Genomic DNA, 21536 nt, shown 5'->3' with positions numbered 1-21536 from the left:
TGGTTTTGCCTCTAAAAAGCCATTTTTTATTGTCATAGGTTTAGAATATCGTTGCGTTTTATGTTCAGTACCTAAAGCTTTTCTTTGCTGTTACAGGATATAATAGCTTTATTTTGTTCCTCCTATGATAGCTGGGGTACAATGTGGCGGTAAGGTCGTTGTGGTGTTCCCCTCCCCACAGCGACCGTATTTTTTTGAAAGGTTGAAAATGCGGAACAATTTTTATTTTAAGTAATCCTGAAGTGATTCCATAAAGCTTTGTCACCTATCTTTTTGATTAAGTCGATATGCATATCTTTTTCCTGTTTACTTAATCTTTGAGGCAAAGCTTGGGAGCGAATTTTTATTGTAGGGAAAGCATTTTTGTTATCTTGAACATTCATAACATCACAACTTTCATAATTATCAAAACTGAATATTCCCTGTTTTCCACCAATTAACTCAATATACACATCCGCAAGAATCTCTGCATCAAGTAGAGCCCCATGAAGAACACGATGACTATTATCAATTCCAAAGCGTTTACATAAAACATCAAGAGAGTTAGGCCCCATAGGAAATCTGCGTCGTGCTATAGATAATGTATCGATGACATTATCACTATTGATAAGAGGCTTATTAACTCGCTCTAATTCCGCGTTAAGAAAACCGATATCAAAATTTGCATTATGAGCAACGATTGTTGCGCCATCGATAAAATCTAGAAGCGCATCGACAATATCATCAAATTTTTTTTCATCTTTTAAGCGTTCATTCGTCAACCCATGAATAGCAACAACTTCATCAGGAATAACAACACCTTGTGGATTTAAATAAACATGAAATCGACGTCCTGTAAGATAACGGTTGACCATTTCTATACAACCGATCTCAATTATGCGATCACTTTCTTTATTTAATCCCGTTGTTTCAGTATCAAAAATAATTTCACGCATTGTTCTAACTCTTTTAAGAAGCATCTTTTAATAGACTTTTTATCACCCGTAAAACTTGTTGACGTGTATTTTCCAAATCTTTTCCCGTATTAATGACAAAATCAGCATATTTTCGTTTTTGTTTATCAGATAATTGTTTAGCATTAATAATTGAAAATTTTTCTTCGCTCATATTTGGCCGACTCATTGCACGTGCTTTTTGTATTTCTGGTGGAGAAGACACAACAACTATATTATTAACACGACTCTCACTTTTTGTTTCAAAAAGAAGAGGAATATCAAGAACAACCAATTTTTTTTTCTGCTGACGTGCTATGTTAATAAATTCCCTTTCTTTTTCTCGTACTAAAGGATGAATTATTTTTTCTAAAATCTTTAATTTTTTACTGTTATTGACTAAAATTTCAGAAAGTTTTAGACGATTGACTTGGCCATTTTCAGTAACACCAGGAAAAGCACGTTCTATAAGAGACACCGTTGGTTCACTGCTATAAAGTTGGTGTACAACTTCATCTGCATTAAAAACAGGAATACCCGCTTGTTTAAAAAAATAAGCAGTTGTTGATTTTCCCATTGCTATTGATCCAGTCAATCCTATAATTTTCATAATTTATTTTCACCTGCACCTTCTAAGATTGCTTTGTTACCAATGATTTCATTACAAATCATTATTCAAAACTAGGAACAACTTAGTATAAAAACATCCTGTCCATCGATTATTTTTATTTGCTTGCTGTAATAGAGATATCATTAATAGAATATAAGGAGTATTTTTTTCCAATGTTACTCGCTTAATTTTATAAAAATCGCAAAAAATTTTTGTTTTAATTTTCACAAATGCTTGCCATATTTATAAAATTCCCGAAGTACTCAGCTAAATTTTCTGCATGTTGTTTTATACTATTAAGTAAAAAATTCGCTCAAATTTATGTTTTTGAAAACATACAAAAGAGTATTTGCAATCACTACCTGTAAAAATAAACACTGTTTCCGCAATCCGTCTATGACAAAAGCCGTCAAAATTAGCATAAAAACTATAATTACCATGATTTATAATGTAATTTTTTCTTAAATCATGATATATTAACAACACCTACAATTTTAACTATCTGATCTTTATAGACTACTAAATGAAAAATATTTTTCTTATATAATAAAGCACTGCTTTCACAAAAATTTTTTATTTTTGCAAATATAAGCAAATCTTTAAATTTTCTAAATGTTATTTCTTTTGCAAAAAACTCATAATAAGCTTATTGTTTGAGCTAAACTTGTAAGATTTTTGGTGACTTTGAATGATAAACTTAGATAACTAACAATAAAAACGCATAAGCACATTTTCTTTTTACCATTTTTTATCAAATTAGCTATCAATAATTCCTAAATGTCGTAATTTGATTAATAAAGGTAATAAAGGTAAACCAACAATAGTAAAGAAATCCCCTTCGATTTTTTCAAAAAGATGGATTCCTTCTCCTTCAATCTGATAGATTCCCGCGCTTCTTAAAACATCTGTTTTTACACATTTTAAATAATCTTCGATAAATTTTAGTGAGAGAGGACGCACTGTCATATGAGCGCTAAAAACTTCAGACCAAATTTTTTTACCATTTTGAACTAAAGCAATGGCACTATGAAGAGAATGTTTTTTTCCTGATAACATATGTAAACGTTGACGTGCTTCTTCATCATTTTTTACCTTATGAAAAATTTGGCCTTCAAAATCGAAAACTTGATCACAACCAATAACGAATGCATCGGGAAAACGATCAGACACATTTTTTCCCTTCATATTAGCAAGAAAACAACAGAGTTCTTGAGGAGTTTTTATCTTTGCTATTTTTTCTATTTCTCTCTCATCAAAAGAAGCTCCTTCAACAGAAAAATTTAAACCAGCTCTCTTTAACAACTGAGCACGATAAGGACTAAGAGATGCTAATATTAATATTTTTTTCATCATATTTTCTTCTCCTTTCCTTCACGAAATTGCGATAAAAGTTCAAAAACTGCTGCAGCTGTTTCTTCAATAGAACGTCTTGTAACATCAATAATAGGCCAATCAAAACGTTCACAAATACGTTTTGTGTAAATAAGTTCTTCAGCTATGCTAATGCGATCAGTGTAGCTTTCAAAAGAAAAACTATCTCCTAAATCTCTATTTTCACGAATATGTGAAATTCTTTCAGCTGAAGCAATAAAACCAACAATTAAGGCGTTCTTTGCTTCAAAAATAGTTTGAGGTAAATCAATTCCCTGAACAAGAGGAACATTAGCGGTTTTAATTCCACGATTTGCTAAGTAAATACTTGTTGGTGTTTTAGAGGTTCTTGAAATACCTATAAGAATTACATCCGCATCTAGTAAACTATCAGGAGATTGCCCATCATCATGCTCTATTGTAAAATCTAAAGCTTTAATACGACGAAAATAATTTGCATTAAGTTCATGTTGTGCACTTACACGTAAATTTTTAGGTGTTCCAATATAAGATTGAAAGACATTTAAAATAGGATCTAATATATCAACACAAGGAACAGATATTTTTGCGCAGGTTTCATCAATTAATTGTTTAATTTCTTTATCAATAATCGTGTAAAGAACAATTCCTGGTTCTTTTTCTATCTCATTAATGACTCGCTGCAACTGCATTTTACTGCGAATCATTGGATAAACATGTTCTATAACTTTTCTTATTTTATACTGCGATGCTACAGCTCTTCCAGCAGAAATTAATGTCTCTCCCGTCGCGTCAGAAATCATATACAAATGAAATTTTTTTTCACCCACAGAAAATTTAATCCTTTGTTAATCAGTGTGTATAAAATTTTATAAATTTTTAAAAGCTAAAATTTAGAAATTTATTATTATTATTATGCACAAATTTAAAAACAATAATAAATAAATTTATCTTATAGGAAAAAACAAGAATAATATCTTTAAACAGTTATTTATTATTGTTTTTTTTTGTTTTTCCTTGTTGATAAAATTGAGGATAAATGAAGGATAAATAATAATCCACATTAAACACAGGTTTTAATAAGAATAATCCTTCCGAAATTTTAACTTTATTAAATTATATCCCAAAACAAAATTAACATATTCCAAGTGACATCTAAATTATCAGATATATCAGCTATTAAACTCTAACGAACTTAAATAAAATTCTATATTTGTTTTATAAAGAAATAAAACAATATAATTTGCTTAAAATAGCCTATGAAAAAATAGCTTTTACAGAACAAATTTGTTTTTTCTTTAATATTCGTGATTGAGTAATGCTTGCAGTTTAAAAGAGTTGAGTATATAATGCCTCCACCTAGAGGAATATTCTTTATCCTTTTAAAAATTCTAGAAACAGTTCCCCCACTAATCAAAGAGCATATTTTATGCAAGAAATGAAATTACAAGAGCTAAAAAGTAAAAACCCAGTTGAACTTGTTTCTTTTGCTGAAACATTGGAAGTTGAAAATGCTTCTTTAATGCGCAAACAGGAATTAATGTTTGCTATTTTAAAAAAACTTACCTTACAAAATGTAGAAATTATAGGCGAAGGCGTTGTTGAAGTTTTACAAGACGGATTTGGATTTCTTCGGTCTGCTGATGCTAATTATCTTCCAGGACCAGATGATATTTACCTTTCACCAACACAGATACAAAACTTTTCATTAAAAACAGGAGATACCGTCGAGGGACCAATACGAGGACCAAAGGAAGGAGAGCGATATTTTGCCCTCCTTAAAGTTAATAAAATTAATTTTGAAGATCCTGAAAAAATTCGTTACAAAATTCATTTTGATAATCTTACTCCTCTTTATTCAAATGAGCGTTTTCAAATGGAAGTGCAAAATCCTACGGATAAAGATATGTCATCACGAGTAATTGATTTGATATCTCCTCTAGGAAAAGGGCAAAGAGGATTGATTGTTGCACCACCACGAACAGGAAAAACAGTTTTATTACAGAATATTGCTCATTCTATTACAACAAATCATCAAATGAAATTACAAGAGCTAAAAAGTAAAAACCCAGTTGAACTTGTTTCTTTTGCTGAAACATTGGAAGTTGAAAATGCTTCTTTAATGCGCAAACAGGAATTAATGTTTGCTATTTTAAAAAAACTTACCTTACAAAATGTAGAAATTATAGGCGAAGGCGTTGTTGAAGTTTTACAAGACGGATTTGGATTTCTTCGGTCTGCTGATGCTAATTATCTTCCAGGACCAGATGATATTTACCTTTCACCAACACAGATACAAAACTTTTCATTAAAAACAGGAGATACCGTCGAGGGACCAATACGAGGACCAAAGGAAGGAGAGCGATATTTTGCCCTCCTTAAAGTTAATAAAATTAATTTTGAAGATCCTGAAAAAATTCGTTACAAAATTCATTTTGATAATCTTACTCCTCTTTATTCAAATGAGCGTTTTCAAATGGAAGTGCAAAATCCTACGGATAAAGATATGTCATCACGAGTAATTGATTTGATATCTCCTCTAGGAAAAGGGCAAAGAGGATTGATTGTTGCACCACCACGAACAGGAAAAACAGTTTTATTACAGAATATTGCTCATTCTATTACAACAAATCATCCTGAATGTTATCTTATTGTTTTATTAATAGATGAACGTCCAGAAGAAGTTACTGATATGCAACGTTCTGTAAAAGGGGAAGTTGTTTCTTCTACTTTTGATGAACCAGCAATACGCCACGTACAAGTCGCTGAAATGGTTATTGAGAAAGCTAAAAGATTAGTTGAATATGGACGTGATGTTGTTATTCTTCTTGATTCAATTACACGTCTTGGACGCGCATATAATACTGTTGTTCCTTCATCAGGAAAGGTTTTAACAGGTGGTGTGGATGCAAATGCTTTACAACGTCCTAAGCGTTTTTTTGGTGCAGCTCGTAATATTGAAGAAGGAGGATCTTTAACTATTATAGCAACAGCTTTAATAGATACGGGAAGTCGCATGGATGAAGTTATTTTTGAAGAGTTTAAGGGGACTGGTAACTCAGAAATTGTTCTTGACCGTAAAGTTGCTGATAAGCGTACTTTTCCAGCTATGGATATTATTAAATCAGGAACACGTAAAGAAGATCTTTTAGTAGCTCGTCAAGATTTACATAAGATTTTTGTTCTTCGTCGTATATTAGCACCTATGAGTGTAACAGATGCTATTGAATTTTTAATTGATAAATTAAAACAAACAAAAAATAATAGCGAATTTTTTGATTCAATGAACACGTAAATTTTTTTGAATTAGGATTAATCCTGTGGATACAATCTTTGCTGTTTCAAGTGGATTGTTGCCTTCAGGGGTTGCAATTGTTCGCCTTTCTGGCCCTCGTGTGAAATATATTGTAAAAACACTTTGTGGTTGTTTACCTAAAGCGCGCTTAATGCATTATGGTAATCTTACTGCTCGTGACGGAAGTTTTTTAGATTCTGCCTTAACTGTTTTTTTTCCTGCTCCTCATAGTTTTACAGGAGAGGATTGTGCCGAGTTTCATTTACATGGAAGTAGAGCAGTTGTTAATCGCTTTCTTGATGAATTAACTACATTTGAAGAATGTCGTCTTGCAGAGGCAGGAGAATTTTCGCGTCGAGCATTTATTGAGGGTAAATTAGATTTAATTCAAGCAGAAAGCCTTGCTGATTTGATTCAAGCAGAAACAGAAAGTCAGCGACGTTTAGCTGTTATGGGTACTAGTGGTACTTTAACGAAACTTTATCGTGATTGGCGCCATATACTTATAACAGCACGTGCTTTAATAGAAGCAGAACTCGACTTTTCTGATGAGAATGATATTCCTAATTCAGTATCTGATAAAGTTTGGAAAGATATAAAAAAACTTTATCATTCGTTGTGTGAACATATTTCTGCAGGAGAACGTGCAAGTATTTTGCGTGATGGAATTAAAATTGTTATAGTAGGTGCTCCAAATTCTGGAAAATCGAGTATTCTTAATCGTCTTTCTGGGAGATCTGTTGCTATTGTATCAGAAGAAGAAGGAACAACACGTGATGCCTTAGAAGTTAGATTGGTATTGAGTGGTTTACTTGTTCTTTTTACAGATACGGCTGGTTTAAGGAAAACAGAAAATACGATTGAACTCTTGGGAATTGAAAAAGCAAAACAGCATATTGTGGAAGCTGACTTAGTTATTTTTGTTTATGATATGAATAATCCTCAAGAGATTAATTTACCAAAAACATCAGCTGAAATTTGGCATGTAGGTAATAAACTTGATCTTTGTGAAGGAAGTAAAGCACGTTGGCCAATACAATTTTCGACATTAAGTGGTTTAAATTTTGATTATTTTATAAAAGAGATAGAATTATTTTGTTTACGTCGCGCTACTGAAATTGGAGATGCTATTCCAGCAAGAAAAAGGCAGCTTCAATTATTAAAGGAAGCTGCTGAAGAAATTAATGTATTTATGAATTCTACTTCTCTTGATTTAAGTTTATGTGCAGAACATCTTCGTCGTGCAAGTCATATACTTGGGCGAATTGTAGGTGATATTGATGTTGAAGATTTACTTGACGTTATTTTTTCAGAATTTTGTGTTGGTAAATGATGATTCACGTGAAACATTCCAGTTCTTCTGTAATTATTTTATAGACAGATTAACAAGATTATGTATTTTATAAGTTTTGTTTATATAAAATTTAAAATCAATTCTGTATGGAATGAATTAAATGCAATCATATGATGTCATTGTTATAGGAGGTGGACACGCTGGTTGTGAAGCAGCTTCGGCTTCAGCGCGTGTTGGAGCTCAGACAGCACTTGTTACATATCAAATATCAACAATTGGAACAATGTCATGCAATCCCGCCATTGGCGGACTTGGAAAAGGGCATTTGGTTCGTGAAATAGATGCTTTAGACGGTTTAATGGGGCAAGCAGCAGATGCTGCTGGAATTCAATTTAGACTTCTTAATAGAAAAAAAGGACCAGCAGTAAGAGGTCCACGGACACAAGCAGATAGACAATTATATAAAAATAAAATTCAACAACTTTTGCAGGAACAAGATAATTTAATTCTTATTGAAGATGAAGTTATTGATATAATTGTTAAAGATAATCGCGTATCAGGTGTTGTTTTAAAAAAACAAGGAAGTATTTTTTCGAATGCCGTTGTTTTAACAACAGGTACATTTTTGCGTGGATTAGTCCATATTGGCAATAAAACATGGCCTGCTGGTCGTATGGGCGAAAAATCAAGTATACAACTCGCCGAACGCTTAAAGAATTATAGTATAAATCTTGGACGATTAAAAACAGGAACACCTGCTCGGCTTAATAAAAAAACAATTTTTTGGAATAAGCTTTCTAAACAACAGGCTGATGAAAACCCTGTTCCATTTTCTTTTTTGACAGAAAAAATTGAACAACCTCAAATTGAATGCGCCATAACACGAACAAATGAAAAAACACATCAAATTATTCGTGAAAATATTCATAAATCAGCTTTATATTCTGGAGCCATTGAAGGATTAGGACCGCGATATTGTCCTTCAATTGAAGATAAAATTATCAAATTTGGTGATCGTGATGGACATCAAATTTTTCTAGAGCCAGAAGGATTAGAGAATAATACGATTTATCCAAATGGTCTTTCCACATCTCTTCCTGAAGAGATACAACTCTCTTTTTTGAGAACAATTGAAGGTTTGGAAAATGTTGAGATTTTACAACCTGGTTACGCAATCGAATATGATTTTGTTGATCCTAGACAACTGTTCAAAACTTTAGAATTACGATCTTTGCCAGGTTTATTCTTAGCAGGACAGATAAATGGTACAACGGGCTATGAAGAAGCTGCAGCTCAAGGTCTTTTAGCTGGATTAAATGCCGCTCGTAAGGTTGGTGGTTTGGAAGAAATTATTTTAAGTCGTTCTACAGCTTATATTGGTGTTATGGTAGATGATTTAATTTTACGCGGGGTTTGTGAACCTTATCGAATGTTTACATCGCGAGCTGAATTTCGCTTATCACTTCGAGCTGATAATGCGGATACCCGCTTAACACCTTTAGCACAAGAATGGGGTATTGTGAGTCAGACTCGTTGGAGTTGCTATCAACAAAAACAACACCATCTTGATCAAGCACGTTTAATGTGTCAAAAACTTTTTTTAACGCCTAATGAAGCATTTGTTCATGGCTTGCAAATAAATCGTGATGGAGTTAGACGTTCTGCTTATGATCTTTTAGCTTACCCTCATATGAATGTAGCACGTCTTGCACACTTTTGGCCACAATTGCATTCAATCGATGCCAAAATAGTTGAAGCTTTGGAAATTGAAGCTCAGTATGCGGTTTATTTAGAAAGACAAACACAAGATATTATAGCTCTTCAACGCGATGAGCATTTAGAAATACCTTCTTCTCTTAATTTTCAAGAAATTTCTGGTCTTTCGAATGAGTTAAAAACAAAAATTCAACAAATATCGCCCCGTTCAATTGCTGATGCACAAAAAATTGATGGTATGACACCAGCAGCATTATCTCTAATCCTTACATATATTCAACGTCAACGACGTGAAAAAGCGAAATTAGCTTAATGGTTATTTCTACAGAACAAAAATATCAAGATATTTTAGAAATAATACCCTCTGTTTCACGTGAAACGATGAAGCATTTAATAGAATTTGAATCTCTCGTAATTCAATGGAATATACATATTAATTTAATCTCTGCCACAACAATACCAGTTTTATGGAAACGTCATATTTTAGATTCTGCACAAATTTATCCTTTAAAAAGTCAATTTCTACACTGGTGTGATCTTGGATCAGGAGGAGGTTTTCCCGCCATTGTTCTTGCTATTCTTCTCAAAGAAAAAAAAGGAGGGCATATTGATTTAGTAGAAAGCAATGGGAAAAAAGCAGCTTTTTTACGAAATGTTATAGCAAAACTTAATCTTCCAGCAACAGTTCATCATTGTAGAATCGAAAATGTCTACAAAAAAATAAAAACACCGGATATTTTAACAGCAAGAGGTTTAGCTTCATTAGATACTCTTTTACATCTTATGTCACCTTGGTTAACACAAAAAACAATTGCTCTTTTGCAAAAAGGTAAGGATTACGTTAAAGAAATAAAAAATGCTACTGCCAATTGGCACTTTGATCTGCTAAAACATGAAAGTAAAATTGATAGAAATTCTGTTATCTTAGAAATTTCACATGTTCGATCATGCAAAAAGGGTAAAGCAAAATGAGCGAAACACGAATTATCGCTATTGCAAACCAAAAAGGTGGGGTAGGTAAAACAACAACGACAATTAATCTTGCAACAGCTTTGGCTGCTATTGGTAAAAATATTCTTATTATGGATATTGATCCGCAAGGAAATGCAAGCACAGGATTGGGAATCGATCGGAATAGTCGTCCTTTATCATCTTATGATGTTTTGGTTTCTGGAATCTCTGTTGCAGATGCTGCTTTGGAAACAGCCGTGCCTAATCTGCATATTGTTCCATCTACACTTGATTTATTAGGCATTGAAATGGAAATTGCTTCTTCACAAGATCGTATTCAAAGATTGCGTAAGGCTCTTTGTCATGATTCCAAAATAGCCAAAAAATTTAATTATATTTTAATTGATTGTCCTCCTTCTCTCAATCTTTTGACATTAAATGCTATGGGGGCTGCAAACTCTGTTCTCGTTCCAATGCAGTGTGAATTTTTAGCTCTTGAAGGCTTAAGCCAATTACTTGAAACTGTGAAACAAGTAAGGTCTATTTTAAACACATCTTTAGAAATTCAGGGTATTGTTTTAACAATGTATGATGGGCGAAATAATCTTTCAAATCAAGTTGTCGAGGATGTTCGCTCTTTTATGGGAGAAAAAGTTTATCGTACTGTTATTCCTCGTAATGTGCGTGTTTCTGAAGCTCCTTCTTTTGGAAAACCAGTACTGCTTTATGACCTCAAATGTGCTGGTAGCCAAGCCTATCTGCGGTTGGCGTCGGAAGTTATTCAACGTGAAAAACAAGCGCAAGCTGCAGCTTAGAAAGTGTAAAGAAATAATTGTAAAAAATTTAAAGAGAAAAATTATGAGTGATGATCAATCAAAAAAAAGACTGGGACGCGGGCTAGCAGCATTGATTGGGGAGATCAACTTAAACGGTAATCCTGCGTATTCGGCGAGTTTTGATAAGTTCACGTCGAAACCGAGTGTTGCTCCTATAGCTTCTGAAAAGTTTGTTCCTATTGAATTTATTTCCCGTAATCCAAATAATCCAAGACGTCAGTTTACTGATTCGGAACTTGATGATTTAGTACAATCAATTCGTCAACATGGCATTGTTCAACCTATTATTGTTAGACCTTCACGTACTCATCCTAATCAATTTCAATTAATTGCTGGTGAACGGAGATGGCGAGCTGCACAACGAGCCAATTTAAATCAAGTACCAGTTATTATTCGCGATGTAGATGATAAGACTGCTTTGGAATTAGCAATTATCGAAAATGTTCAACGAACTGACCTTAATCCTATTGAAGAAGGGATAGGATATGAGCTTTTATTAAATGAACACGGATATACTCAAGCAGATTTAGCAGAAATCATTGGAAAAAGTCGTAGCCATGTCACAAACACTCTTCGCTTGTTGAAACTCCCACAAAAAGTGCAACAATTTTTGATAGATGGTCATATTTCAGCGGGTCATGCACGTTGCCTTATTACAGTTGAAAATCCACAAGAGTTAGCAGAAAAGATTATCCATGAAGGACTCTCTGTACGCCAAACAGAAATACTTGCACAAGAATATGGAAATTCTAAGATTAAAAAACAGACTTTAGTAAGAAAAGATATGGAAACACAATCTTTAGAAAAATTGCTTACTGATGTGATTGGAATGAAAGTTATCATTAGACATGGTAAAAAAGGTGGTAATTTGAAGATTCATTACTCATCATTAGAACAATTAGATGATATTTGTCGGCGTTTACAAAACTAATTTAAAGATATAAATCCAATTGATATATTTAAAATTGAATTTCGAATTTTTCTATTTTAAAAAAGGACATTATCGTAAATAAAGTTAAAAATGATCTTTTCTTTTACGGATTTCAGCAAAAACTTCTTCATCTGTTGCTTTTTCCATTGCGATGTTTTTTCGTAAAATAGGATCATCCCAACGAAGAAAAGGATTTGTTTCTTTTTCTTTTCCTAAAGTTGTTGGCAAGGTCATAGCGTTTTGGGCACGTAACGAAAAAACTTCTTCTGCTCTTTGATGAAGTTTTCTATTTTGTGGATCAATCGTTAATGCAAAAAGAGCATTTTTTTCGGTATATTCATGTCCACAATAAAGGATTGTTTCATCAGGAAGTTGACGGAGTTTTTTTAAAGACGTTAACATTTTTAAAGGAGTTCCTTCAAAAAGACGTCCACAACCGAGTGAAAAAAGTGTATCTCCAGCAAAGAGTAATTTAGCTTGAGGAAAATAATAGGATAACCCTCCTAATGTATGGCCAGGTGTTGAGAGGGCCATAAGAGTTTGTGTACCAAAACAAAATGTTTCATCAGGTTGTAGTGTATGATCAAGAGGGGTAATTTTTTTGCTTTCTGCTGCTGGTCCAATAATCATAGCATTGTAAGCTTGTTTTAATTCTGCCAGTGCTTCTACATGATCATAATGATGATGCGTAACAAAAATAAATTGAAGCGTCCAGTTACGCTTCTTTAACATATTATGAATTGCTTTGCCTTCAGGCGCATCGATCGCAGCAGTACAACCACTTTTTTCATCGTGAATGAGAATACCAAAATTATCTTCTCGACAGATAAATTGTTCAATTAACATCTATCTTCTCTACGGTATAATGTTAAATTTATGAAGCAATTCATAGTGATAAATTCTCGATACACGATGTAAGAATAGGATTATTAATCTTCTTTTGTTAAATTTTTTGAATGTTTTATGATAAGAGGCATTTGTGTCAGCATAAAGAGAAATGTTAGAGGCATAACGCCAAAGACTTTAAAATTGGTCCAAAAATTATCGCTAAAATTCCGCCAGATGATTTCATTTAGAACAGCAAGAAAAATAAAAAAATATGCCCAATTATAGGTGAGTTTGTTCCATCCAGACTCGTCAATTTTTAGACCAGAATCAAAAACATAACGCAAAAGGGGTTTTTTAAAGAATAAACCACCAAATAAAATAAAAGAAAATAGGCCATTAATGATTGTAGGTTTCATCTTAATAAAAGTATCATCGTGAAGCCAAAGAGTTAGAAAACCAAAAACAAGGATGAATATTCCTGAAATAAGTGGGATTATAGGAATTACACGTGTAAGAAACCACGATAAGCTTAAGGCAAGAGTGATTGCTATCATAAAAAGAGCTGTTGCGGGAAAGATAGGTTTATCAAAGTCTTTAAAAAGCGCGATATTCTTTATCAACCACTCACCTTTATAATTAGCAAGGAAAAAAACAACTAACGGACCCATTTCTAAAAGAAATTTAAGAATTGGCAAAGACGGTTTTTTTTGCATATTATTGTTTTTTTTCAAATTAGAGTCATTATCTGCATTTGGTTTGAAAAGAGAAAATTTCATGTGTATTTTCCTATAATAGCTTCAGCAAAATCAGAGGCAGAAAAAGGTTCAAGATCTTCAACATTTTCGCCTACACCAATAAAATGAACGGGAATTTTATGTTTAGATGCAATGGCAACAAGAATTCCTCCGCGCGCAGTACCATCAAGTTTTGTCATAACTAAACCATTTACACCAGCTATATCACGAAAAACATTCACTTGGTTGAGAGCATTTTGCCCAGTGCTCGCGTCAAGTGTTTGAAGAACAGTATGAGGAGCTTGAGGATTATGTTTACCCAAAACACGAATAATTTTTGCTAATTCATCCATTAATTCAATTTTATTTTGTAAACGTCCTGCTGTGTCAATAAGCAAAACATCATAGCCTTCTTTTTTAGCTTTTTCATAAGCATCAAAAGCTAAGCTTGCAGCATCGGCACCAAGTTTTGTTGAAAAAACAGGAGCTTTAGTACGTTCCCCCCAAATATGTAATTGTTCAACAGCTGCAGCGCGAAACGTATCTCCAGCAACAAGCATAACTTTTAGACCTCCCATAGTTAGTTTAGCCGCTAATTTTCCAATGGTTGTTGTTTTTCCAGTTCCATTTACACCGACGAGTAAGATAACATGGGGTTTGTGATTAAGATCAATTTCTAATGGAAATGCAATTGGCTCAAGTACCTTTTTGATTTCGTCAGTTACAATAGCATAAATATCTTTTGGTGATAAATTTTTTTCGTAATAACGCGTTGATAAGATATCAATAATGCGTGTGGTTGTTTCTATACCGAGATCTGCTTGAATAAGGACATCTTCTAATTCTTGTAATGTGTTTTCATCGAGTTTTTGCTTGACAAAAAGCGTACCAATTGAATCACTTAATTGTTGCGAAGAACGAGATAATCCTTTTTTTAGGCGCTCAAACCATGCTGCTTTTTTTTGTTCAATGGTTAAGGTGGACAAAGGCTCTTCATTTTTTTCTATAATTGTATCAGTAACAATCACTTTACGAGAAGATTTTTCAGGAAGAACAATTTTTTCACTAGATTCGATAAGTGTTGTCTTTTGTATTTTCTTTTGCTCGCATTCTTTTTTCTGCACATCTATGGAAGAATATTTGCTTTTTATCTTTTCACTTTTATATTTATTTTGCTCTTCTTCACTGATTTCATGGGAGATAAGAGGCTGCTCTTTTTTTATTATTTTTTCTTTAGATGTATTAAAAGAAAGTATTTTTTTGATAAAAGACTTTTTCATGAGGGCTTTCCTGCTTAGGCTGCATTCGATTCAGGAAGTGTGGCAATTAATTTATTTCCATCGTGATCAACAATGAGAGCTTTAACGATTGCTCCAGCTTTAACATCTTTAATTTGTGTAAGTGTGTAATCTTCTGTTCGTCCAATTCCATCTCTTTCGACAAGAATTGTTTGTTGGCTATTTTTTAAATAAATAAGATGTTTTTGGTAAGCTTTTTCCCCTTCTTTACGTAATTTTTCAGCGCGAATTTTAATTATTTCACGACTAATTTGTGGCATACGAGCAGCTGGTGTTCCTTCTCTTGGGCTGAAGGGAAAAACATGGAGATGTGTCAAACCACATTCATGAATTAAAGCCAGACTATTTTGAAACATTTCTTCTGTTTCCGTAGGAAAGCCAGCAATTAGATCAGCACCATAAACTATTGTAGGACGTTTAGCGCGTAAATCTTGGCAAAACTGAATTGCATTTTCACGCATGTGTCGTCGTTTCATCCTTTTTAAAATCATATTATCACCTGCTTGTAAGGATAAATGCAAGTGTGGCATGATTCTTTTTTCATATGCTAAAAGATTAATCAACTCTTGATCTGCTTCGATAGAATCAATGGATGAAAGACGCAATCGTGGCAAATCAGGAACATGATGTAAAATAGTTGAAACTAATTTTCCTAAAGTGATTTTTCCAGGTAAGTCAGGACCATAACTTGTAAGATCAACACCTGTTAAAACAATCTCTTGAATACCATTGCCTATAAGTTGTTTAATTTGTTCAATAATGATGCCCATAGGGACTGAACGTGATCGTCCGCGGCTATAAGGAATGATGCAAAATGTACAACGATGATCGCATCCATTTTGTACTTGGACAAAAGCACGTGTGCGCCCTTCTAATGCATTAATCATATGTGGTGCAATTTTATGAACTTCCATAATATCATTAACACGCAGTTTTTCATCATGATTAATGCCGAAATCAGGAAGTTGACGGTAGGAATGAGCATGGAGTTTTTCTTCATTGCCTAAAATGAGGTCGACTTCTTTCATCAGAGAAAAATTTTTTGCTTCTGTTTGTGCTGCACATCCCGTGACGATAATACGCGCATGAGGATTTTTGCGCTTCGCTTTTCGAATTGCTTGTTTTGCTTGTCGTACAGCTTCAGCGGTGACGGCACAGGTATTAAAAATAATAGCACCGCCTTTAAGTTCATTAAGACCAGCAGAAGTACTTTCTTTGCGTATGATTTCTGATTCATAACTATTGAGTCGACAACCAAAAGTCACAATTTCTATTGTCATTAAAAAGAATCCTTTTTGTAGTCTCCTGTTAAAGGGTTTAAAAGACCGCTAAATTCATATTCTACAGGACCAGTCATAATGATGTGATCATCTTCTTGGTAAAGAATAGAAAGATTTCCTCCCAGTAAATTAACATCAATACAACGTTCTGTTAATCCGCGGCGGTAAGCTGTTACTGCACTGGCGCAAGCTGCACTGCCACAGGCTTTTGTTAAACCTGCTCCACGTTCCCATGTTCGTAAAATTAAACTGTTTCGTGATGTTACAGAAGCAATGGAGATATTACACCGTTCCGGAAAAAGTGGGTCATTTTCAAGTTTTGGTCCATATTTTTCTAAAGGAATATCCTCAATATTATTTTCAACAAAAAAAATAGCATGAAGATTTCCAATAGAAACAAGAGAAGCATCTTTTAAAGGTCCGGCTGTTATTTCTACGTGATTGGTATCAGCAACTTCACGAGCAATAGGCATATTTTTTGCATTAAAATTTGGGCGTCCCATATTAACAGAGATCAGACCATTGGCTTGACGTTTCCCTTCAACAATACCAGCAGGTGTTTCTAATTGAAAGCTTTCACCAAGATTATGTTTCGTCAGCCATTCGATAACGCAACGCGTACCATTACCACAAGCTTGTGCTTTTGAACCATCCGAATTCCATATCTCGATGCGAAAATTAATTTCATTTTTAATTGAGGGGTGAATCGTCATAAGTTGATCAAAATACGTTTGTGGATTTTTAGCTAAAGCAAGAATTGCTTGCAGTGTAATATTATGTGTGCTTTCACGCATATCAGCAACAATAATTTTGTTTCCAAGACCGTTCATTTTGCTGAATGGTGTTTCCATAAGATTTCTCTATTTTTTGTGCAATAGTAAGTCTAGCAAAGAATATAATGACTGAAAATTTTATAAATTACCAGTATTGACAGAAATAAAATGAAAGGGAGTGAATACTGTTCTTCAAAATGAATAATTTTTGTTATGATCACATGTTTTTTATTAGGTTTTTCTTATTTATTAATTTATTTTTGTAAAATAGCGTATTTCCATAAAATGCGCTCACTTGTTTTTAAATAAGTTTATTATTGTCATAAGAAAGAGTGAAGAGTATGACTTTCTCAAAAATTTCATTTTTCATTGTACTATTTATTGTAGCGATCTTAAGTGGTTGTGCAAGCTCGCAGTTTGGTAACAGTGATGGCAGCAACATAGCGGAAGTTTTTTATCCTGTTCAGCAACTGTTAGAGCCTGAAACATCTGATACATTAGATTCTGAAGTGTTAACTCCCTCAAGTTATGAAAAGGAACACGCTCAAAATGATGCACCGTTAACTGGCTTTGAAGTACCAGACAATGCAATTGATTTGTTCCCTACAAATATTGTTGGTGTATGGAATCTCTCTATTGGTGATGATTCCTGCCGAATCGCCACTCCACAAACAAAGTTTGGTTCAGGGTATCGAGCTGGTCCTTTGAATTGTCCAAGAATATTTGCCAAAGTGAATTCATGGGCTATTAAAGAAAAAAAATTATATTTTTATGACCGATCTGGAAGTGTTGTCGCGGTTCTTTATTCTTTTGGAAAAGATTATTTGGAAGGACGGACATTGGATAATCAACCTGTTGTTTTAGACCGTTAAATCATTTTAAACTCCTTATAAAAAGGCAAATATTACGTACACGAATTTGCATTATTTAATCACAAAATGATGCAAAAAAACATTTATGTCTATGAAATTTACATTTTTTCAGAATGATTTGAAAAAAGGATTTTTGGATGGTTTTAGTTTCAGCGCGCTATGAAGAGCTTGTTTCCAAAGGAGACATTAGTTTCGATTCAGCTCAACGGGATTTAACAAAACATTTTGATTATTTATTACAAGAAATTTCAGCACAGAAGATTTCTCGACCTTGGACGTTCTGGCGTTTTTTTAAGAAACAAACGTATTCTCATGCTTCAAGTCGATGTGGTACTGATAATTTCGTTCAAGGATTGTACATTTATGGTGAGGTTGGGCGTGGCAAGACTATGCTCATGGATTTGTTTTTCTCTTGTTTGCCAGAAGGGAATAAAAAACGTGCTCATTTTAATGATTTTATGGCTGATGTACATGAGCGTATTAATGCACATCGGCAAGCGTTTAAACATGCAAAATCCAAACAAAATGATCCTATTTTAGCGGTTGCAGAAGATCTGGCACGAGAAGCACATGTACTTTGTTTTGATGAATTTACGGTAACAGATATTGCAGATGCAATGGTTCTTGGTCGTCTTGTTACTACATTATTTAATCAAGGCGTTATTTTTGTTGCTACGTCAAATGTCGCTCCTGATAATCTTTATTACAATGGTTTGAATCGAGAGCTTTTTATGCCTTTTATTCAAATTTTAAAAAAACATGTGTGTGTTATTAATCTCGATGCAAAAACGGATTATCGTCTTGAAAAATCAAATCCACAACATGTGTATATCACTCCATTGGGACAAGCAGCAGATGAAAATATGGATCAAGCATGGACATTCGTTTTACAAGGTCAAAAGGAAACATCAAATGATTTATCTGTAAAGGGACGTTCTATTCATATTCCACGTTTTAGAGATGGATGTGCGCGCTTTGATTATCGAGATCTTTGCATAAAGCCTTTAGCTGCAGCAGATTATTTGGCGTTAGCAGAGCATTTTCATACGATTTTTATTGATCATGTTCCTGTTATGGATGATGCACATCGCAATGAAACTAAGCGATTTATTTTGCTTATTGATGTTCTTTATGAACGTCACATAAGACTCTTTATGTCGGCAGAAACAGAGCTTGAGCAATTATATAAAGGACGGGCGCAGACAATAGAAACATTTGAGTTTCAAAGAACGCAGTCGCGCCTTTTTGAAATGCAAAGTCAAGATTATCTCAATGTTTGGGCAGAACAATTTTTAAAGAAATAAGCGAATCTTTACTTTACCTTTACGTAAACTGCTTCAATAATAACTTATTGAATTGACAAATGTTGTAATAATTCTGTTGTATTTTTTTTAAATTCATTTTATCGATACAATTGTAATTGGTTGCTTTAATATTTTAGGAAGCAGTTTTTAGTCGTAAAAAGAAAGTTTGATGAATTTTGATCATCTTATGTCTAAGTGGTCTTGTTAAAAAGAGGATTAGATTAAGGGAAAATATTTAATCTGTTAGCGCGGGGGATTTTGCGCTTAGTAAAAGGAAATAAAAATGGCACGAAAGAAGATAGCTTTAATCGGTTCAGGTATGATTGGTGGTACTTTAGCGCATTTAATAGGACTTAAGGAACTTGGAAATGTTGTTTTGTTTGATATTGCAGAGGGAATACCGCAGGGTAAGGCTTTGGATATTGCAGAATCATCACCAGTTGAAAACTTTGATGTCAATTTAGCAGGAACGAATACTTATGAAGCTATTGCAGATGCCGATGTTGTTATCGTAACGGCAGGTATTGCACGTAAACCTGGTATGAGTCGTGACGATCTTTTAGCTACTAATTTAAAAGTTATGGAACAAGTTGGCACGGGAATTAAGAAATATGCGCCTTCAGCATTTGTAATTTGTGTTACCAATCCTCTCGATGTAATGGTGTGGGCATTGCAGAAGTTTTCTGGTCTTCCAACACAAAAAGTCATTGGTATGGCTGGTATTCTTGATTCAGCACGTTTTCGTTATTTCTTATCTGAAGAATTTAAAGTTTCTGTTAAAGATGTAACAGCATTTGTTTTGGGAGGTCATGGTGATTCGATGGTTCCTCTGATCCGTTATTCCACTGTTGCTGGTATTTCTTTGCCTGATCTTGTGAAGATGGGCTGGACAACGCAGGAGAAACTTGATCAAATTATCCAACGTACAAGGAATGGGGGGGCAGAAGTTGTGAATTTGTTAAAAACAGGCTCTGCTTTTTATGCGCCGGCCTCTTCTGCTGTTGCGATGGCCGAGGCTTATTTAAAAGATACTAAGCGTGTTCTTCCTGTTGCTGCTTATCTTTCAGGTGAATATGGAGTTAAGGATACGTACGTTGGTGTTCCTGTTGTTATTGGTGCTGGTGGTGTTGAACGAGTCATTGAAATTGATCTGAATGACAATGAAAAATCTGCTTTTGAAAAATCAGTAAATGCAGTGCATGAGCTTTGTAAAACATGTGCTGATATCGCACCTAATCTCGGATGATTCAAAATAGTTTTTGTTAGGTAAAGTAAGGTACCTTAAGGGTTTTAAGAATCAATTTAGTGTTTCATAAAAGAAAAGGAAAAATATATGAATATCCATGAATATCAGGCCAAACGTCTGCTTCATGAATATGGTGCGCCAGTAGCGAATGGTGTTGCTATTTATTCTGTAGAACAAGCTGAAAATTGGGTGAAAAAATTACCAGGACCGCTTTATGTGGTTAAAAGTCAAATTCATGCTGGAGGACGTGGAAAAGGGAAGTTTAAAGAACTTAGCTCTGATTCAAAAGGCGGTGTTCGACTTGCAAAATCAGTTGAAGAAGTTATTACGAATGTAAAGGAAATGCTTGGGAAAACTTTGATAACTAAGCAAACAGGTCCAGAAGGTAAACAGGTTAATCGTCTTTATATTGAAGATGGAGCTGATATTGAGCGGGAGTTGTATCTTTCACTTTTAGTTGATCGTACAATTGGTCAAGTTTCTTTTGTTGTGTCAACAGAAGGAGGAATGGACATTGAAACGGTTGCTGAAGAGACACCGGAAAAAATATTTACTCTTCCTATCGATCCTACAAAGGGCGTTACTCCTTCTGATTGCACGAAACTTTGTGATTCGTTAAAATTATGCGATAGTGCACGTGAAGATGGTGAAAAGTTGTTTCCAATACTCTATAAGGCTTTTTATGAAAAAGATATGAGCCTTCTTGAAATCAATCCGCTGATTGTAATGAATAATGGCCGTTTACGTGTTCTTGATGCAAAAGTTTCTTTCGATAATAATGCGTTATATCGTCATCCAGATATTTTAGAATTACGCGATATTTCAGAAGAAGATTCAAAAGAAATTGAAGCATCAAAGCATGATCTTGCTTATGTTGCTCTTGATGGGACGATTGGTTGTATGGTGAATGGCGCTGGTCTTGCTATGGCAACAATGGATATCATCAAACTCTATGGGGCTGAACCAGCAAATTTTCTTGATGTTGGTGGTGGTGCTTCAAAAGAAAAAGTAACTGCTGCTTTTAAAATTATTACAGCTGATCCGAATGTAAAAGGCATTTTAGTCAATATTTTTGGTGGGATTATGCGTTGCGATGTTATTGCTGAAGGTGTGATTGCTGCTGTTAAGGAAGTTGGTTTAAAAGTTCCTTTAGTTGTTCGCCTTGAAGGTACTAATGTTGAACAGGGTAAGGCAATTATCAGTGAAAGTGGTTTAAATGTTATTTCTGCTGATGACTTAGATGATGCTGCTCAAAAAATTGTTGCAGCAGTGAAGGGAGCTTAAAC

The 21536-nt window shown here is 34.0% G+C and carries 19 protein-coding genes and 1 pseudogene; 11 read left to right on the top strand and 9 right to left on the bottom strand.

The window, feature by feature from the left end:
• Positions 1-227: 227 nt before the first annotated feature.
• The 4 genes from dnaQ to B11cv2_RS06530 form a co-directional block, all read right to left on the bottom strand.
• Positions 228-935, bottom strand: a complete 708-nt coding sequence (dnaQ, locus tag B11cv2_RS06545; RefSeq protein WP_100693825.1) for a DNA polymerase III subunit epsilon — start codon at positions 933-935, stop codon at positions 228-230.
• A gap of 13 nt (positions 936-948) precedes the next feature.
• On the bottom strand, positions 949-1542 hold the full coding sequence (gene coaE, locus B11cv2_RS06540) for a dephospho-CoA kinase (protein WP_100693824.1): 594 nt from the start codon (positions 1540-1542) through the stop codon (positions 949-951).
• A 756-nt stretch (positions 1543-2298) separates the two neighbouring features.
• Positions 2299-2895 carry a Maf family nucleotide pyrophosphatase gene (locus B11cv2_RS06535; protein WP_100693823.1) on the bottom strand — a complete coding sequence of 199 codons (597 nt, stop codon included), beginning with the start codon at positions 2893-2895 and terminating at the stop codon, positions 2299-2301.
• Entirely contained in the window at positions 2892-3722 is an 831-nt protein-coding gene (locus B11cv2_RS06530; protein ID WP_256387023.1) for a pyruvate, water dikinase regulatory protein, read from the bottom strand. The genes B11cv2_RS06535 and B11cv2_RS06530 overlap by 4 nt, the downstream gene beginning before the upstream one ends.
• A 599-nt stretch (positions 3723-4321) precedes the next feature.
• On the opposite strand from B11cv2_RS06530, the pseudogene B11cv2_RS06525 reads away from it, so the two are divergent.
• The 7 genes and pseudogenes from B11cv2_RS06525 to B11cv2_RS06495 all read left to right on the top strand — a co-directional run.
• Positions 4322-4927, top strand: a pseudogene (locus B11cv2_RS06525) (Rho termination factor N-terminal domain-containing protein); the annotation flags it as partial.
• A gap of 3 nt (positions 4928-4930) precedes the next feature.
• Complete coding sequence (gene rho, locus B11cv2_RS06520; protein WP_100693989.1) at positions 4931-6187, top strand: transcription termination factor Rho; 1257 nt, start codon at positions 4931-4933, stop codon at positions 6185-6187.
• 25 nt (positions 6188-6212) lie between these two features.
• Positions 6213-7520, top strand: a complete 1308-nt coding sequence (mnmE, locus tag B11cv2_RS06515; RefSeq protein ID WP_100693822.1) for a tRNA uridine-5-carboxymethylaminomethyl(34) synthesis GTPase MnmE — start codon at positions 6213-6215, stop codon at positions 7518-7520.
• Between the two features lie 121 nt (positions 7521-7641).
• On the top strand, positions 7642-9510 hold the full coding sequence (mnmG, locus tag B11cv2_RS06510) for a tRNA uridine-5-carboxymethylaminomethyl(34) synthesis enzyme MnmG (RefSeq protein WP_100693821.1): 1869 nt from the start codon (positions 7642-7644) through the stop codon (positions 9508-9510).
• The gene (gene rsmG / locus B11cv2_RS06505; RefSeq protein WP_100693820.1) at positions 9510-10169 is read left to right on the top strand and encodes a 16S rRNA (guanine(527)-N(7))-methyltransferase RsmG; all 660 of its coding nucleotides are present in this window, start codon (positions 9510-9512) and stop codon (positions 10167-10169) included. The genes mnmG and rsmG overlap by 1 nt, the downstream gene beginning before the upstream one ends.
• A complete protein-coding gene (locus B11cv2_RS06500; RefSeq protein ID WP_035006416.1) occupies positions 10166-10963 on the top strand; it encodes a ParA family protein in 798 nt (265 codons plus the stop codon). Before rsmG ends, B11cv2_RS06500 begins: the two co-directional genes overlap by 4 nt.
• Positions 10964-11006: 43 nt before the next feature.
• A complete protein-coding gene (locus B11cv2_RS06495; RefSeq protein ID WP_078674128.1) occupies positions 11007-11915 on the top strand; it encodes a ParB/RepB/Spo0J family partition protein in 909 nt (302 codons plus the stop codon).
• Between the two features lie 84 nt (positions 11916-11999).
• On the opposite strand, the gene gloB is transcribed toward B11cv2_RS06495, so the two are convergent.
• From gloB to dapF, 5 genes are all read right to left on the bottom strand, one after another.
• Positions 12000-12761, bottom strand: a complete 762-nt coding sequence (gloB, locus tag B11cv2_RS06490) for a hydroxyacylglutathione hydrolase (RefSeq protein ID WP_100693819.1) — start codon at positions 12759-12761, stop codon at positions 12000-12002.
• 83 nt (positions 12762-12844) lie between these two features.
• Positions 12845-13519, bottom strand: a complete 675-nt coding sequence (locus B11cv2_RS06485) for a septation protein A (protein WP_100693818.1) — start codon at positions 13517-13519, stop codon at positions 12845-12847.
• Positions 13516-14757 (bottom strand): signal recognition particle-docking protein FtsY, encoded by a 1242-nt coding sequence (ftsY, locus tag B11cv2_RS06480; RefSeq protein ID WP_100693817.1) that lies wholly within the window; start codon positions 14755-14757, stop codon positions 13516-13518. The genes B11cv2_RS06485 and ftsY overlap by 4 nt, the downstream gene beginning before the upstream one ends.
• Before the next feature lie 14 nt (positions 14758-14771).
• Entirely contained in the window at positions 14772-16055 is a 1284-nt protein-coding gene (gene mtaB / locus B11cv2_RS06475; protein WP_100693816.1) for a tRNA (N(6)-L-threonylcarbamoyladenosine(37)-C(2))-methylthiotransferase MtaB, read from the bottom strand.
• The gene (gene dapF / locus B11cv2_RS06470) at positions 16055-16906 is read right to left on the bottom strand and encodes a diaminopimelate epimerase (RefSeq protein ID WP_100693815.1); all 852 of its coding nucleotides are present in this window, start codon (positions 16904-16906) and stop codon (positions 16055-16057) included. Before dapF ends, mtaB begins: the two co-directional genes overlap by 1 nt.
• A gap of 263 nt (positions 16907-17169) precedes the next feature.
• On the opposite strand from dapF, the gene B11cv2_RS06465 reads away from it, so the two are divergent.
• The 4 genes from B11cv2_RS06465 (at position 17170) to sucC (ending at position 21534) form a co-directional block, all read left to right on the top strand.
• Positions 17170-17700, top strand: a complete 531-nt coding sequence (locus tag B11cv2_RS06465) for an AprI/Inh family metalloprotease inhibitor (protein ID WP_100693814.1) — start codon at positions 17170-17172, stop codon at positions 17698-17700.
• Between the two features lie 137 nt (positions 17701-17837).
• Entirely contained in the window at positions 17838-19004 is a 1167-nt protein-coding gene (gene zapE / locus B11cv2_RS06460; protein ID WP_100693813.1) for a cell division protein ZapE, read from the top strand.
• 283 nt (positions 19005-19287) lie between these two features.
• Positions 19288-20250, top strand: coding sequence for a malate dehydrogenase (gene mdh / locus B11cv2_RS06455; RefSeq protein ID WP_100693812.1), 963 nt, complete (start codon positions 19288-19290; stop codon positions 20248-20250).
• A gap of 87 nt (positions 20251-20337) precedes the next feature.
• Positions 20338-21534, top strand: a complete 1197-nt coding sequence (gene sucC / locus B11cv2_RS06450; RefSeq protein WP_100693811.1) for an ADP-forming succinate--CoA ligase subunit beta — start codon at positions 20338-20340, stop codon at positions 21532-21534.
• Positions 21535-21536 lie beyond the last annotated feature (2 nt).

The sequence above is a fragment of the Bartonella sp. 1-1C genome (assembly GCF_002810325.1).
In the GTDB taxonomy this organism is placed as follows: Bacteria; Pseudomonadota; Alphaproteobacteria; order Rhizobiales; family Rhizobiaceae; genus Bartonella; species Bartonella rochalimae.
The sequence above is the reverse complement of the archived record's forward strand: the minus strand, read 5'-3'. Positions and strand labels throughout refer to the sequence as shown.